Genomic DNA, 14,494 nt, shown 5'->3' on the forward strand with positions numbered 1-14,494 from the left:
GGGAGTACCTAAAGCCCCAACCCTTCCTGAACCACCTGCAACAGGTTGTTCTCGGTCAGCGCAATCGCATCCAGCTCCTGCCCGGTTTCCACCGTCTGCAACCACCAATGGCTTTCATGATGTTCATCGACGGTGCGCAGCAGGTAGGTGTTGCGATCCGGCAGGGTGATCTGCACCCGGCCGGCGCCGTCCTCGGTAAACCGGGCGATTGGATCAAAGGTCAGGGTTTGCTGGTTGGCTTCGATCACCAGTTGGTCGATCGCGTAATCGTGGCTTTCGCCATCGGGGGAGCTTTCGCAAACGTGGGTCGGATTGCGGCGGATTTTCAGGCCGACTTCAGTGACTGGCTGCAGCCAGATCTCAATGCGGTGGTACAGATCGTAGACCTGCGCCGGCCAGCAATCGATCTCCAGCGCGGCATCCGCGTGGGTGTGCCGGGTTTGCTTGAGTTTGGCGGCGAGTTCGTCTGCTTTACTCATTTCGGATCCCTTGGTTTGATGTCTGCCTGTTAATCGTAGACCTTTCAACGGCGTACGGTCTTGCCTTGCGTCATGCGCTTGCAACACAAGCATGGCGAAATCAGCGCTGGCCAAGTCTGGCCAGCATCAAAAACCACGGACGCAGGCGTCCCAAGGAGCGGGTACATGAAAAAGCTGTTTACAATTCTGGCGCTGATCGCGCTGACGGCCGGTAGCATCGGCCTGAGTTCGGCGCGTCAGTCGCACGCCAGCAAGGTGCAAACGGAAGCGGTGGCGGGGCAGTTCGATTACTACCTGCTGACGCTGTCCTGGTCGCCGACCTTTTGCCTCACTCACAAAGATGACGTGCAATGTTCCGGCAAGGGTTATGGCTTCGTATTGCACGGTCTGTGGCCGCAATACGCCAATGGCGGCTGGCCGGAATCCTGCCCACCCTTGACCACGCTGTCGGCGGCGGAGACGACCAAAGGTCTGACGCTGTTCCCGACCAAGAAACTGCTTGATCACGAATGGTCCAAGCACGGCACTTGCAGCGGTCTGGGCGCGATGGGTTATCTGGATGAGGCGGACAAAGCGGTCGGCGCGGTGAAAATCCCGCAAGAATTGCAACCGTTCAGTTCCTCGTATTACTTCGAAGCCCAGGAAATCGCCGACCTGTTCCGCAAGGCCAACCCGGGAATCCCGGCCAATGGCATCGCGGTGATCTGCAGCGGCCCGGAGCTCTCGGAAGTGCGGGTGTGCATGGGCAAGGATCTGCAGTTCGGTGCCTGCGGCAATGGCGTGAAGACCCAGTGCCGGGCGGGGGATATACGGGTGCCGCCGTCGCGTTGATGTGAGTGGTTTGCACGAATGAAAAAGGCGCCTTGATCGGGCGCCTTTTTTTGCCTGGAGGTTTGAAGCAACCTGGAAATTCACGCATGCTTGCGCCCCCAAAAGGATGACCCGCAACACTGCAAGGAGCTGTTCATGAGCGGAAAACCCGCCGCCCGCGTCACCGATCCGACCGCCTGCCCACTCCCGGGACATGGCACCAATCCGATTGCCAGTGGCTCGCCGAACGTGAATTTCGACGGCTTGGCGGCTGCACGAATGACTGATAAATCAGCGTGCGGCAGCCCGATTACTGGCGGCGTTTCTTCGACGGTATTTATCAATGGCTTGAACGCCGCGACCCTGGACAGCACCGGAGGGCATTGCAATGTGGTCATTGGTGGATCCGGCACGGTCATCATTGGTGACACGGTAACAGCGGCACCTTTCAGTGGTTTGCTGCCGATGCCGGTGCATTTCACGGACAAGTTGAAACTCGTCAATGACGTGACCGGTGAGCCCATGATCAATCATCCCTACGTGATTCAGCGCGCAGATGGGCGACTGGAACACGGGGTGTCTGACGCTAATGGGTTCACCCACGAGGTCAGCTCGCACCTGCCTGAAACCATCAAGCTGTTTCTGGAGGAGTGAGGCATGGCGGCTGAAACAGTAACGTGCGCGAAAGGCATTAATTACAAGCTGCACAAGGAACATGCGCTGACGGACAAGAAGGATGTCAGTGACAAGCCTGTGCCGGTGGAGAGTACCAAGGCGATTGTGTATTTTATTGGCGGCGCAGGGGATAAGGAAAGTTATTATTTTTCCGGACCGTTCGGGAACGTGAACCAGGCCATGACCGGTTTCGACAAACGTAATCTGGACCTGACCAAACTAGGCAAGTACAAGTCCCAATGGCTTGGGTATAACGAGGTTCGGGGAAAGAAGGACATCCAAAAAATGTTCTCAACATAATTCCCTACAAATCTTGCCCAATCTACATTGTCGGACACAGCCTTGGGGGATGGAACGGCGCGCATTTGACCCGTGTAATGTCGGAGTGGGGCTACAGGATCAACATGCTCGTCACGCTCGATCCCGTAGGTGAAGGTACTTTGGTGTGGCTGGGATCCGATATCTACGGAGATAAACCGACACCAGTGGCTGATTTCTGGATAAACATTAAAGCTATGCCTTCCAAGCCAGACCAGTCCGACTCGGTGGCGGATTTTGGGGAGAAATGGCAAGTGCTGTGCGGGCCTGACATTAATGTCACCATGGACACGAATCACGCTAATGCTCCGGCCATGTTTACCCGACCTCTCGCTGAAGGAAAATCGGCAAGTGATTTGATGTTCGAGTCAATTCGAGAGAGCAATCGCTGATGAAAAGATTGTCTGTTCTTCTGTTAGCCCTATTGTGCTCGTCATGTGCCAAGGATCACACGGTGCCTCCCGCGAATCTCAACTTTCTGTCAATCGAAAGGGAGAGTATTGGTCTGCTTTACAAAATTCATTATGGCTCGGATGTAAATCTTCTGGATTTGTTCGGAAGAGGTATAGGGGAGGGCGCAGCGTCGACGATGTTTGAATGTCCGCTTGGTGATGATCAGAATTTTTCCCTCACTAACCGATTCAGGTACTCGGCTTACGGACTGATTGAGGTGGACGAAACCAGTCAGACAAGCGGTAAATTCAACTATATGACGAGTGCTTTTTTGCGGCAGACCCAAAACAACGGTACTTCGCATGAGGATCTCTCCGTACAGGAATTAAATGCCCTTCTGCTTGGTAAACAACAAATCCCCTGCAAAGTCGTCGTCACCGCGTATGGCTATAAACCCTACTACTCAAACACCATGAACCTGCCGGTCGCGGATTTGCTGCGGGAAATCAACAAACCCCGATAGCTGCCACTGGTGCCCTGCGCGAATGCCCTGCGCAGATACGCGAGGGCGATCACCTGCAAAACGACCTCTGAAAATAATTCGCGGCGCGGCGTTCATCCAAATCCCTCGCGCGCCGATACAACGGGGCGGGCGTGTGTTGGCGCGGCGGGTTTGCCGTGCGCATCCCGGTGGGCTACGCTCACAAAAAGTAAGGGTTTCGGGCTGCGGCCCCTGTCGTACCTGCCCAGGACACGTTTTTGCCAATCCCCATTCACGAACCGCATCAAACTCCCGGCACGCTTAAACGCCTGCCGTTGCGCAAGGCGGCAGCGCTGTTCATCGTTGCGGTGTGCCTGTGCCTGTCCGGCTTGCTTTATTTGCAGCTGGAGCAGACGCGGCGTCAGGACCTGGCGAACGCGCAGGTCGCCTCCACCAACCTGACCCGAGCCATGGCGCAGCAGGCCGAAGACACGTTTCTGGCTGCCGATCTGGTGCTCACCAGTCTCGCCGACTGGGTCGAGGACGATGGTTATGGCGCCGCGCAGCGACCACGCCTGCAAAAAACCTTTGCCCGCCGGGTGCAGCAACTGGAACAGTTGCACGGCATGTACCTGTTCGACCGTGAGGGCCAGTGGGTCATCACTTCGTTTACCGATCTGCCCCGGGGCAACGGCGTGGCCGACCGCGAGTACTTCAGGTTTCATCAGCAGAACGTTTCCGCCGTGGCGCACATCGGCCCGGCGATCCGCAGTCGGGAAAATGGTGAGTGGATCATTCCGATCTCGAAGCGCATCAACGACCGCGCCGGCAACTTTCAGGGCGTGCTGATGGCCGGGATCAAGATGGCGTACTTCGACCGCTTCTTCAAAAGCTTCAGTATTGATGACGACGGCATCATGTTTCTCGGCCTTAAGGACGGCACCTTGCTGGCCCGGCGACCGTTCGACGAAAGCCTGATCGGCTCGTCGCTGGCGCGGGGCAAGATCTATCAGAAGCTGCTGCCTGAAGCGCCGGCCGGTACGGCGATGATCAGATCAGTGGTCGACGGCGTGGTGCGTTTGTACGGCTATCGGCAGTTGGCGGCTTACCCGCTGGTGGTGGCGTCCGCCTCTTCGCGCGACACGATTCTCAAGGGTTGGTCCGAGCGGGCCTTTCAGTCCAGCGTGATTGTGGCGCTGGTGATTCTCGGTGTCGGCCTGTTCGGCTGGGTGTTCATTCGTCAGGTGCGTGACGGCGAGCGTATCGAGAAAAACCTGCGCAAGGCGCAGCGCGCACTGGAGCAGATTGCGACGCATGACAGCCTCACCGGGCTGGCGAACCGGCGGCTGTTCGAGCAATCGCTGGACATCGAATTCGCCCGCGGTGCACGGCAGTCGAGTCCGGTCGGCCTGATCATGCTCGATATTGATTTTTTCAAGCGCTACAACGATGCCTACGGCCATGTGGCGGGGGATCATTGCCTGACCCAGGTCGCCCAAGTGCTGAAGAACAGTTGCCAGCGCAAGGCTGACTTGGCAGTGCGCTACGGTGGCGAGGAATTCGCGGTGCTGCTGCCGGACACTGACATCAACGGCACGCTGGCGATTGCCGGGCAGATCCGCCGCAGTGTGATGGACAAGCGCATCACCCACAGCGGTTCGCCGACCGGCTACCTCACGGTGAGCCTGGGTTGTTACGCGTTTGTGCCCAGCGGCAACGACAGCCTGGAAGAATTTATCCAGCGTGCCGACGCGGCGTTGTATCAGGCGAAAAATGCCGGGCGTAATCGCGCGGCGGTGTTGTCGCTGGAATCGGAAGTTGCCGAGTTGATGCGTTCGGATCGCTGAAGTTTCAGCGCTCCAGCAGAGGAGAGGGAGCAAACTCCCTCTCACAGGCCTCATCACTCACCGTAACGCCGGTTCGTTCAGCTGCCCGAGCCACCGCCCGCACCGCCGGTCCCGCCGCCCGCCGCACCGGTGCCGCCGCCAGCCCCCGAACCAGAACCCATGGCGCCGCCGTTGGTGCCGGTGCCATTGCCAGAACCGGGGCTACCCGCGCCGTTACTGCCGGCCGGTGCGCCTGGGGTGTTATCCGGCGGTTTGGGTGTGCTTTTGTTGACGTCGGGGTTGGTGCTCGATGTACCGGAACTGTCGTTCGCCGCGAAGCTGGCAGCCGAAGTCGTAGCCAGCAGGCCGGCGAGCAACAAAGAAGTGAGTGTACGTGTAGTCATGGTACGTCTCCAGAAAGGGGCGGTTACCTGACGTTGGTCTGACACGTTTACCCGTTGGTGCCGATTGGCTGACGAGCGGTTATCGAGCTTTAGTATCGATCATCAGTCGCGGCCGGTTGATCCGATGCAACCACCGGCGCCGCCACAGAGTCACAATTTTCCCACCTTGTTCGCCGGAGCCTGGACGATGAAAAACCTGCGGATCGCCACCTTCAACGTCAACGGTTTGCGTGCGCGGTTACCGAACCTGCTGCAATGGCTCAAGCGCGAGCAGCCGGACATTGCCTGCCTGCAGGAACTCAAGTCGGTGGACAGTGCATTTCCGGCTGCCGAACTCGAGGCGGCGGGTTACGGCGCGATCTGGCACGGGCAGGCGTCATGGAACGGCGTGGCGATCCTCGCCCGCGACGCGCAACCGCTGGAAAGCCGTCGTGGTCTGCCGGGCGATCCCGACGACAAGCACAGTCGCTATCTGGAGGCGGCGGTGCATGGTGTGCTGGTCGGCTGCCTGTATCTACCCAACGGCAATCCGCAGCCGGGGCCGAAGTTCGATTACAAACTGGCCTGGTTCGAACGCCTGATCCGCTACGCCAAGGATCTGCAAAGCAGCGATCATCCGGTGGTGCTGGCCGGCGATTACAACGTGGTGCCCACCGATATGGACATCTATAACACGCGTTCCTGGCTCAAGGATGCGCTGCTGCAGCCCGAAAGCCGCGAGTGTTATCAACGGCTGCTCGATCAGGGCTGGACGGATTCGCTGCGTCATCTGTATCCCGAGGATCGCCTCTACACGTTCTGGGATTACTTCCGCCAGCATTGGCAAACCAACTCCGGTCTGCGCATTGATCATCTGCTGCTCAACCCGGCACTCAGCCCTTACCTGCACGAGGCCGGGGTCGATGCCTGGGTGCGCAACGAACCGCACGCCAGCGACCATGCACCGACGTGGATTCGCATCGGTTCGCGCAAGCGGCGGTAGCGCTGATTGGCGAAATCAATTGTCGGAGTCGGGGCCCAATCCCGTATACCTGTCGGCCAGCGGCACAGCGAGCCGCGGCCACATGCAAAAGGACTGAGCAATGAGCGAGCCACGACTGGCTAATCCGACGTTGTACCTGCAACGCCTGGGGTTCGATGCCCCACCGGCGCCGACCCTGGAAACCCTGCGGCAGTTGCAGTTACGCCATACCGGGGTCTTCCCCTTCGAGAATCTGTCGACGATCACGGGCGCACCGGTGCTGATCGATCTGGCGTCGGTCGAACAGAAAGTTCTCCACGGTGGCCGGGGTGGTTACTGCTACGAATTGAACAATCTGTTTCTGACGTTGCTGCAGGAATTGGGCTTCGAGGCCCGTGGCATCTCCGGGCGCGTGGTGCTGGCGCAACCCGAGGGCACCTGGACGGCCCGCACGCATCGCTTGAGCCTGGTGATCATCGACGGCGAGCGCTACATCACCGATGTCGGCTTTGGCGGCATGGTGCCGACTGCGCCGCTGTTGCTCGATACCGAGGCTGAACAGCCGACGCCGCACGAACCCTATCGCATCGAGAAACAGGCCGACGGCTACATGCTGCGCGCCAGTGTCGCAGGCGAGTGGCGTGCGATGTACCTGTTTGATCTGCAACGCCAGGAAGACATCGATTACACCCTCGGCAACTGGTACGTCTCGACCCATCCCGAGTCACCGTTCGCCAAACGGCTGATGGTTGCGCGTACCGGCGATGGCTGGCGACGGACTCTGAACAACGGCAGCTTCGCGGTTCATCACATGGGCGCCGACAGCGAACGGCGCGAGGTGGCGGATGTCGATGAGTTGATCGAGGTGCTGGAGCAGGAGTTCGGCCTGCGCCTGCCTGACCAGCCGCCTGTGCGTCAGTCGCTGGCGCGGATGCTCGTACCGGACTGATCTCAGGGCTTTGCCTCCGGTTCCAGTACCCGGCGGATTTCACCGACCGCCGCCGAGAGCTTTTTTTCCAGGCTCTTGAGATCGGCGGCGGTGATGCCTTTCTTGAATTGCCCGGAGTGGGGCGGCTCGGCCTCCTGCGTTTTGCTGTCAGCCTCCAGCAGGGCATGGCGCAGGGTGTTGTTGATCACCGTCTGATAACCGAAACCTTCGTTTTCCGCCACGTTGCGGGCGGCTTCGATGACGGCGTCATCGAGCATGATGGTGATGCGGGTCTTGCCCTTGGCGGGCGCCAAGGCACCGCGTTTGCCCTGCGAGAAGTCGTATTCGTCTTTCATTGTTCAAGCCTCCAGAAAGTAAGCGCAACGCTCGCTCGGTGTGGCGACACGTGCAGAAATGATTCGTACGACGTTGGCTTCGCGATAACTGTACGCAACCACCAGCAAACGCCCTTTGCCATCGAGGCCGAGAGTGATCCAGCGCTGTTCGTCATGGTCGTTGTCCTCGATCGTCAGCGCGCGTTCGTCGTGAAAGACCGGCTCGGTCTCGGCAAGGCTGACACCCCTGTGCTTGAGTTTGTTGGCTGCGTTCTTGCTTTTGTCGTACTGAATTTCGAATGACTTCATTATGCATACTTTATATGTATAAAAAAGGGCGCCAATGCACCGCTGGTCGCCATGGACACTTCAGCCTAGTGCGATAAAAACCGGGGGCAGGAAGGGATGTGTTGCCGGATTTGTGGGAGATGGAGGTGGCGAGATAGAAGCTTGGGTGGCTACCTATCCATTATGTGACCGATAAGTTGTATACAACTCTATGGACATTTGTCCCGAGTATTGAATACAGTGTGCGCATAACAAAAACCAGGGAACCCCCCACATGAAAACGCCCCATGTTTCACACCAACGGCCCGAGGACGAAAATCTCGGGGTCGGCGCGAATATGGCTTACGGCCTGCAACATGTTCTGACCATGTATGGCGGTATCGTTGCGGTGCCACTGATCATTGGCCAGGCGGCCGGGCTGTCGCCGGCGGACATTGGTTTGTTGATTGCTGCTTCATTGTTTGCGGGGGGGCTGGCGACACTGCTGCAAACCCTGGGTCTACCGTTTTTTGGCTGTCAGTTGCCGCTGGTGCAGGGCGTGTCGTTCTCCGGTGTGGCGACCATGGTCGCGATCGTCAGCAGTGGCGGGGAGGGCGGCTTCCAGTCGGTGCTGGGCGCGGTGATTGCCGCGTCGTTGATCGGCTTGCTGATCACCCCGGTGTTCTCGCGAATCACCAAGTTTTTCCCTCCATTGGTCACCGGTATCGTGATCACTACCATTGGTCTGACGCTGATGCCGGTGGCGGCGCGCTGGGCCATGGGTGGCAACAGCCATGCGCCGGACTTCGGCAGCATGCAGAACATCGGGCTGGCGGCGGTGACGCTGGTGCTGGTGTTGCTGCTGAGCAAGGTCGGCAGTTCGACCATTTCGCGTCTGTCGATCCTGTTGGCCATGGTGATCGGCACGGTGCTGGCAGTGTTCCTGGGCATGGCGGATTTCTCCGGTGTCGCTCAAGGGCCGATGTTCGGCTTCCCGACGCCGTTCCACTTCGGCATGCCGACTTTCCACTTCGCCGCGATCCTGTCGATGTGCATCGTGGTCATGGTGACGCTGGTGGAAACCTCGGCGGACATTCTGGCGGTCGGTGAGATCATCGGCACCAAGGTCGACTCCAAGCGCCTGGGCAACGGCTTGCGGGCGGACATGCTGTCGAGCATGTTTGCGCCAATTTTCGGATCGTTCACCCAAAGCGCCTTCGCGCAGAACGTCGGGCTGGTGGCGGTGACCGGGATCAAGAGCCGTTACGTGGTGGCCACCGGCGGTATCTTCCTGGTGATCCTCGGTCTGCTGCCGTTCATGGGTCGGGTGATTGCCGCAGTGCCGACCTCAGTGCTGGGCGGTGCCGGTATCGTGCTGTTCGGGACGGTGGCGGCGAGCGGCATCCGCACGCTGTCGAAGGTCGATTACCGCAACAACGTCAACCTGATCATCGTCGCCACCTCGATCGGCTTCGGCATGATCCCGATTGCCGCGCCGAACTTCTACGATCATTTCCCGAGCTGGTTCGCGACCATTTTCCACTCGGGCATCAGCTCGTCGGCGATCATGGCGATTGTGCTGAACCTGACCTTCAACCACTTCACTGCCGGCAACTCGGATCAGCAGTCGGTGTTTGCGGCTGCGGAAGAGCGCACTCTGCGTTATCGCGACCTGGCGGCGCTGCGTGAGGGTGACTACTTCAGCGACGGCAAGCTGCACGATTGCGATGGCAAAGAAGTGCCGGTGGTCGAGCCTGATGACCACGATCATGGGCATGGGGCGCCGAAGACCCATGTGAAGAGCAGCGAGCATGTTTAAGTGCTGACTGGATGAAAAAGGCCGATCTGTTGTGAGACAGATCGGCCTTTTTGGTTTGAAGAGCAAAAGATCGCAGCCTGCGGCAGCTCCTACAGGGGGAGCGCATTCCAAATGTAGGAGCTGCCGCAGGCTGCGATCTTTTGATCTTTTGGACTTTCGAGCGCCCACAAAAAAGCCCCTGAATCTTTCGATTCAGGGGCTTTGCTATTTGGCTCCACAACCTGGACTCGAACCAGGGACCCAATGATTAACAGTCATTTGCTCTACCAACTGAGCTATTGCGGAATTGGTGCGTATGTTACTGATTCAAAAAGAGAAGTCAAGCAATGGATGTAAATTTTCAGGTGTAGGCAGGACGGACGGTGATTTGTCAGTGATTGGCGGTTACCAGAAAACCATCGGCGGTCTACCATGGGGCCCCGGAAGTGGTCACACGCGCTGCCGGCCATTCGCCGAAAAGGTACGCGCCATGAAGCCTGCAATCCGCAACAACGAGGTGCTCGCATGAGCATCGCGCAAATCAGTCTGCCCAAGGGCGTTGGCCCCCACGCCGAGAAACTCTTCGACGCAATCACTCAGGCCGGTACAACTGAGGAACTCAATCGCGCTGGCGGCAAAGCCGAAGGTTTCGTGCTCGGCCTGGAAAGCACCAAGGCGATCAAAAGCCAGATCGCCGAATCGCTGTACGTCGTGTATGACGATGCCGCGAGTCAGCGCGCGAGCGAACTGGCTTAACTGCCGAAGGTAATCGTTCCGAGCAGTAATTTGGCGTACGCCGCGGTGGCCGCCAGTTGCACCAGCCACAGGGCGAGACCGCCGAGAAACACCCCGGCGGCGACTTGCAGCACCAGGCTTTTTTCGCGTCTGGCCGGGGCGCGGGGGATGAAGTCATCCAGGTCGTCACGGTCGGCGCGCAGGTTGTCGTTTTTCATTTGGGTTCTCACAGAATTCCTGGATGTATATGAAACCTGTGGGAGCGAGCCTGCTCGCGAATGCTGTCAGCCACCAACAATGGCGACTGACCCACCGCATTCGCGAGCAGGCTCGCTCCCACAATTCAGATTTGTGTGCAGTTTAGAGGGAATGTTGCATTCCTTCGGACAAATAAAAAACGGGAAGCCTCAAGGCTTCCCGTTTTTCATGACAAAGCGCAATCAGATGACCTGAACGATCGCATCCGTTACCGCTTTGATGTTGCTCTGGTTCAGTGCCGCGACGCAGATGCGGCCGGTGTCCAGGGCGTAAATGCCGAACTCGTTGCGCAGGCGATGCACCTGTTCGGTGGTCAGGCCGGAGTAGGAGAACATGCCGCGCTGACGGCCGACGAAGCTGAAGTCACGCTGTGGGGCTTTCTCGGCCAGCAGGGCGACCATCTGCTCGCGCATGCCGCGAATGCGCAGACGCATTTCTGCCAGTTCGGCTTCCCACTGGGCGCGCAGTTCCGGGCTGTTCAACACGGCGGCGACAACGCTGGCACCGTGAGTCGGCGGGTTGGAGTAGTTGGTGCGGATCACGCGCTTGACTTGCGACAGCACGCGCGCGCTTTCTTCTTTCGATTCGCTGACGATCGACAGGGCGCCCACGCGCTCGCCATACAGCGAGAACGACTTGGAGAACGAGCTCGAAACGAAGAAAGTCAGGCCCGATTCAGCGAACAGACGCACAGCCGCGGCGTCTTCGTCGATACCGTCGCCGAAACCCTGGTAAGCCATGTCGAGGAACGGCACGTGACCTTTGGCCTTGACCACGTCCAGCACGTTCTTCCAGTCGGTCGGGGTCAGGTCGACGCCGGTCGGGTTGTGGCAGCAGGCGTGCAGCACAACGATCGAGCCGTTCGGCAGGGCATTGAGGTCGTCGAGCATGCCGGCACGGTTCACGTCGTGGGTGGCAGCGTCGTAGTAACGGTAGTTCTGCACCGGGAAGCCAGCGGTTTCGAACAGCGCGCGGTGGTTTTCCCAGCTCGGGTCGCTGATCGCCACGACGGCGTTCGGCAGCAGTTGCTTGAGGAAGTCGGCACCGATTTTCAGTGCGCCGGTCCCGCCGACAGCCTGAGTGGTGACGATGCGACCGGCAGCGATCAGCGGCGAATCGTTACCGAACAGCAGCTTTTGCACGGCCTGGTCGTAGGCGGCGATGCCGTCGATCGGCAGGTAGCCACGGGAGGCGTGCTGGGCAGCGCGAATGGTTTCGGCTTCGATCACCGCGCGCAGCAGGGGAATTCGCCCCTCTTCGTTGCAGTAAACACCTACACCCAGGTTGACCTTGGTGGTCCGGGTATCGGCGTTGAATGCTTCGTTGAGGCCCAGGATTGGATCGCGGGGTGCCATTTCGACAGCGGAGAACAGGCTCATTATTACGGCGGCTCTGAATGGAGAGTGGAGGGACGTGTCGCGCTCCAGCCGAATGCACTAGAGCGGTGCACAAACGGGGAGCTAGTATAGAGGCCATTACTGAGCAATGGCGACAGGCGATTCAGCTTTTCCGGCAAGTTTTTCCGATTATTTCTTGACCGTTAGTCGATTGACTCTGTCAGAGACTTTACCGGATGTAGGACGTTTGCCTTGAAAGGCGAGGCAATCGGCTCCACATTGAGCACAATCTTCGTTTTTCCTTGGGCGACAACGGTCGTTTGCGGTCATCCCCGCGGCTCGGCTGTTTTCTGCGCGAGCCGCGATCCCAGAGGTGTGTATGTCCGAATTCCAGCTAGTCACCCGCTTCGAGCCCGCCGGCGATCAGCCAGAAGCGATCCGCCAATTGGTCGAGGGCATCGAAGCCGGGCTGGCGCACCAGACGCTGCTCGGTGTGACCGGCTCGGGCAAGACCTTCAGCATCGCCAATGTCATCTCGCAGGTACAGCGCCCGACGCTGGTGCTGGCACCGAACAAGACCCTCGCCGCGCAACTGTATGGCGAGTTCAAGGCGTTCTTCCCGAACAACGCCGTCGAATACTTCGTTTCCTACTACGACTACTACCAGCCCGAAGCCTATGTGCCGTCGTCCGACACCTTCATCGAGAAGGACGCGTCGATCAACGATCACATCGAGCAGATGCGTCTGTCCGCGACCAAGGCGTTGCTCGAGCGAAAGGACGCGATCATCGTCACCACGGTGTCGTGCATCTACGGTTTGGGCAGTCCGGAAACCTATTTGAAGATGGTGTTGCATGTCGATCGCGGCGACAAACTCGATCAGCGCGCTTTGCTGCGGCGCCTGGCCGACCTGCAATACACCCGCAACGACATGGATTTTGCCCGGGCAACGTTCCGCGTGCGCGGCGACGTGATCGACATTTATCCGGCCGAATCCGATCTGGAAGCGATCCGCATCGAGCTGTTCGATGACGAGGTCGAGAGCATTTCCGCGTTCGACCCGCTGACCGGCGAAGTCATCCGCAAGATGCCGCGCTTCACCTTCTATCCGAAGAGTCACTACGTGACGCCGCGCGAGACCCTGCTCGACGCCATCGAGGGGATCAAGGTCGAGCTGCAGGAACGTCTCGAATACCTGCGCAGCAGCAACAAACTGGTGGAAGCCCAGCGTTTGGAGCAGCGCACCCGGTTCGACCTGGAAATGATCCTCGAACTGGGTTACTGCAATGGCATCGAAAACTACTCGCGCTACCTGTCCGGGCGTCCTGCCGGCGCCGCGCCGCCAACGCTCTATGACTACCTGCCGGCCGACGCCTTGCTGGTGATCGACGAATCCCACGTCAGCGTGCCGCAAGTCGGCGCGATGTATAAGGGCGACCGTTCGCGTAAAGAAACGCTGGTCGAATACGGTTTCCGTCTGCCATCGGCACTGGACAACCGGCCGATGCGTTTTGACGAGTGGGAAGGGGTCAGCCCGCAGACGATTTTCGTCTCGGCGACGCCGGGCAACTACGAGGCCGAGCATGCCGGGCGCGTGGTCGAGCAAGTGGTGCGTCCGACCGGTCTGGTCGACCCGCAGGTTGAAGTGCGCCCGGCGCTGACCCAGGTTGATGACCTGCTCTCGGAAATCACCAAACGCGTGGCGGTCGAGGAGCGGGTGCTGGTCACCACGCTGACCAAACGCATGGCCGAAGACCTCACCGATTACCTCGCCGACCACGGCGTGCGCGTGCGTTATCTGCACTCGGACATCGACACCGTCGAGCGGGTCGAGATCATCCGCGATCTGCGCTTGGGCACCTTCGATGTGCTGGTGGGGATCAACCTGCTGCGTGAAGGTCTGGACATGCCGGAAGTGTCGCTGGTAGCGATTCTTGACGCCGACAAGGAAGGCTTCCTGCGTTCCGAACGCTCGCTGATCCAGACCATCGGCCGGGCCGCGCGCAACCTCAATGGCCGGGCAATTCTCTACGCCGACCGCATCACTGGTTCGATGGAGCGGGCGATTGGCGAGACCGAGCGTCGTCGCGACAAGCAGATTGCCTTCAACCTCGCCAACGGCATCACGCCCAAAGGGGTGTTCAAGGACGTCGCCGACATCATGGAAGGCGCCACCGTGCCCGGCTCGCGCAGCAAGAAGCGCAAGGGCATGGCCAAGGCTGCCGAAGAAAACGCCAAGTACGAAGCCGAACTGCGCTCGCCGAGCGAAATCACCAAACGCATTCGCGCGCTGGAAGAGAAGATGTATCAACTGGCGCGGGATCTGGAATTTGAGGCGGCGGCGCAGATGCGCGATGAGATTGCCAAACTGCGTGAGCGGCTTTTGGCGGTTTGAAGCCTGATGCTAAACCTGTAGGAGCTGCCGGAGGCTGCGATCTTTTGATCTTGTTTTTTACAATCAAAAGCAAAAGATCGCAGCCTTCGGCAGC

Annotated in this window: 15 protein-coding genes, 1 tRNA gene and 1 pseudogene; 10 read left to right on the top strand and 7 right to left on the bottom strand. The window is 59.2% G+C overall.

The window, feature by feature from the left end; translation table 11 throughout:
• Positions 1-8 precede the first annotated feature (8 nt).
• Positions 9-479, bottom strand: coding sequence for a hypothetical protein (locus tag ACM6HV_RS19375; protein WP_414905043.1), 471 nt, complete (start codon positions 477-479; stop codon positions 9-11).
• A gap of 165 nt (positions 480-644) precedes the next feature.
• On the opposite strand from ACM6HV_RS19375, the gene ACM6HV_RS19380 reads away from it, so the two are divergent.
• The 5 genes and pseudogenes from ACM6HV_RS19380 to ACM6HV_RS19400 all read left to right on the top strand — a co-directional run bounded on the left by ACM6HV_RS19380 (position 645) and on the right by ACM6HV_RS19400 (position 5,003).
• Positions 645-1,310 carry a ribonuclease T2 gene (locus tag ACM6HV_RS19380; RefSeq protein WP_414905044.1) on the top strand — a complete coding sequence of 222 codons (666 nt, stop codon included), beginning with the start codon at positions 645-647 and terminating at the stop codon, positions 1,308-1,310.
• Between the two features lie 135 nt (positions 1,311-1,445).
• Complete coding sequence (locus tag ACM6HV_RS19385) at positions 1,446-1,943, top strand: PAAR domain-containing protein (RefSeq protein WP_145595018.1); 498 nt, start codon at positions 1,446-1,448, stop codon at positions 1,941-1,943.
• A gap of 3 nt (positions 1,944-1,946) precedes the next feature.
• Positions 1,947-2,674, top strand: a pseudogene (locus ACM6HV_RS19390) (alpha/beta hydrolase).
• A 62-nt stretch (positions 2,675-2,736) separates the two neighbouring features.
• Complete coding sequence (locus ACM6HV_RS19395) at positions 2,737-3,198, top strand: hypothetical protein (RefSeq protein WP_306453262.1); 462 nt, start codon at positions 2,737-2,739, stop codon at positions 3,196-3,198.
• Between the two features lie 236 nt (positions 3,199-3,434).
• Complete coding sequence (locus ACM6HV_RS19400) at positions 3,435-5,003, top strand: diguanylate cyclase (RefSeq protein WP_414905045.1); 1,569 nt, start codon at positions 3,435-3,437, stop codon at positions 5,001-5,003.
• 77 nt (positions 5,004-5,080) lie between these two features.
• On the opposite strand, the gene ACM6HV_RS19405 is transcribed toward ACM6HV_RS19400, so the two are convergent.
• A complete protein-coding gene (locus tag ACM6HV_RS19405) occupies positions 5,081-5,386 on the bottom strand; it encodes a hypothetical protein (protein ID WP_086793229.1) in 306 nt (101 codons plus the stop codon).
• A gap of 187 nt (positions 5,387-5,573) precedes the next feature.
• On the opposite strand from ACM6HV_RS19405, the gene ACM6HV_RS19410 reads away from it, so the two are divergent.
• Positions 5,574-6,368, top strand: a complete 795-nt coding sequence (locus ACM6HV_RS19410) for an exodeoxyribonuclease III (RefSeq protein ID WP_041065979.1) — start codon at positions 5,574-5,576, stop codon at positions 6,366-6,368.
• 100 nt (positions 6,369-6,468) lie between these two features.
• Positions 6,469-7,296 (top strand): arylamine N-acetyltransferase family protein, encoded by an 828-nt coding sequence (locus ACM6HV_RS19415; RefSeq protein ID WP_414905046.1) that lies wholly within the window; start codon positions 6,469-6,471, stop codon positions 7,294-7,296.
• 2 nt (positions 7,297-7,298) lie between these two features.
• On the opposite strand, the gene ACM6HV_RS19420 is transcribed toward ACM6HV_RS19415, so the two are convergent.
• Both ACM6HV_RS19420 and ACM6HV_RS19425 read right to left on the bottom strand, forming a co-directional pair.
• Positions 7,299-7,631, bottom strand: coding sequence for a BrnA antitoxin family protein (locus ACM6HV_RS19420; RefSeq protein ID WP_414905047.1), 333 nt, complete (start codon positions 7,629-7,631; stop codon positions 7,299-7,301).
• Positions 7,632-7,634: 3 nt separating this feature from the next.
• Positions 7,635-7,919, bottom strand: a complete 285-nt coding sequence (locus ACM6HV_RS19425; protein ID WP_095668807.1) for a BrnT family toxin — start codon at positions 7,917-7,919, stop codon at positions 7,635-7,637.
• 253 nt (positions 7,920-8,172) lie between these two features.
• Here ACM6HV_RS19425 and ACM6HV_RS19430 point away from each other — a divergent pair, with 253 nt between their 5' ends.
• Positions 8,173-9,696, top strand: a complete 1,524-nt coding sequence (locus tag ACM6HV_RS19430; protein ID WP_414905048.1) for a nucleobase:cation symporter-2 family protein — start codon at positions 8,173-8,175, stop codon at positions 9,694-9,696.
• Between the two features lie 209 nt (positions 9,697-9,905).
• Here the strand turns inward: ACM6HV_RS19430 and ACM6HV_RS19435 are convergent.
• A tRNA-Asn gene (locus ACM6HV_RS19435) sits at positions 9,906-9,981 on the bottom strand.
• A 219-nt stretch (positions 9,982-10,200) separates the two neighbouring features.
• On the opposite strand from ACM6HV_RS19435, the gene ACM6HV_RS19440 reads away from it, so the two are divergent.
• A complete protein-coding gene (locus ACM6HV_RS19440) occupies positions 10,201-10,431 on the top strand; it encodes a hypothetical protein (protein ID WP_414905049.1) in 231 nt (76 codons plus the stop codon).
• On the opposite strand, the gene ACM6HV_RS19445 is transcribed toward ACM6HV_RS19440, so the two are convergent.
• Both ACM6HV_RS19445 and ACM6HV_RS19450 read right to left on the bottom strand, forming a co-directional pair.
• A complete protein-coding gene (locus ACM6HV_RS19445) occupies positions 10,428-10,628 on the bottom strand; it encodes a hypothetical protein (RefSeq protein WP_047293188.1) in 201 nt (66 codons plus the stop codon). The genes ACM6HV_RS19440 and ACM6HV_RS19445 overlap by 4 nt on opposite strands.
• Before the next feature lie 222 nt (positions 10,629-10,850).
• Positions 10,851-12,047 (bottom strand): amino acid aminotransferase, encoded by a 1,197-nt coding sequence (locus ACM6HV_RS19450; RefSeq protein ID WP_414905050.1) that lies wholly within the window; start codon positions 12,045-12,047, stop codon positions 10,851-10,853.
• 337 nt (positions 12,048-12,384) lie between these two features.
• On the opposite strand from ACM6HV_RS19450, the gene uvrB reads away from it, so the two are divergent.
• Positions 12,385-14,400: an excinuclease ABC subunit UvrB gene (uvrB, locus tag ACM6HV_RS19455; protein ID WP_108183251.1), complete on the top strand. Its 2,016-nt coding sequence runs from the start codon at positions 12,385-12,387 to the stop codon at positions 14,398-14,400.
• Positions 14,401-14,494 lie beyond the last annotated feature (94 nt).

This window comes from Pseudomonas sp. IT-P260 (assembly GCF_949768395.1).
Lineage (GTDB): Bacteria > Pseudomonadota > Gammaproteobacteria > Pseudomonadales > Pseudomonadaceae > Aquipseudomonas > Aquipseudomonas parakoreensis.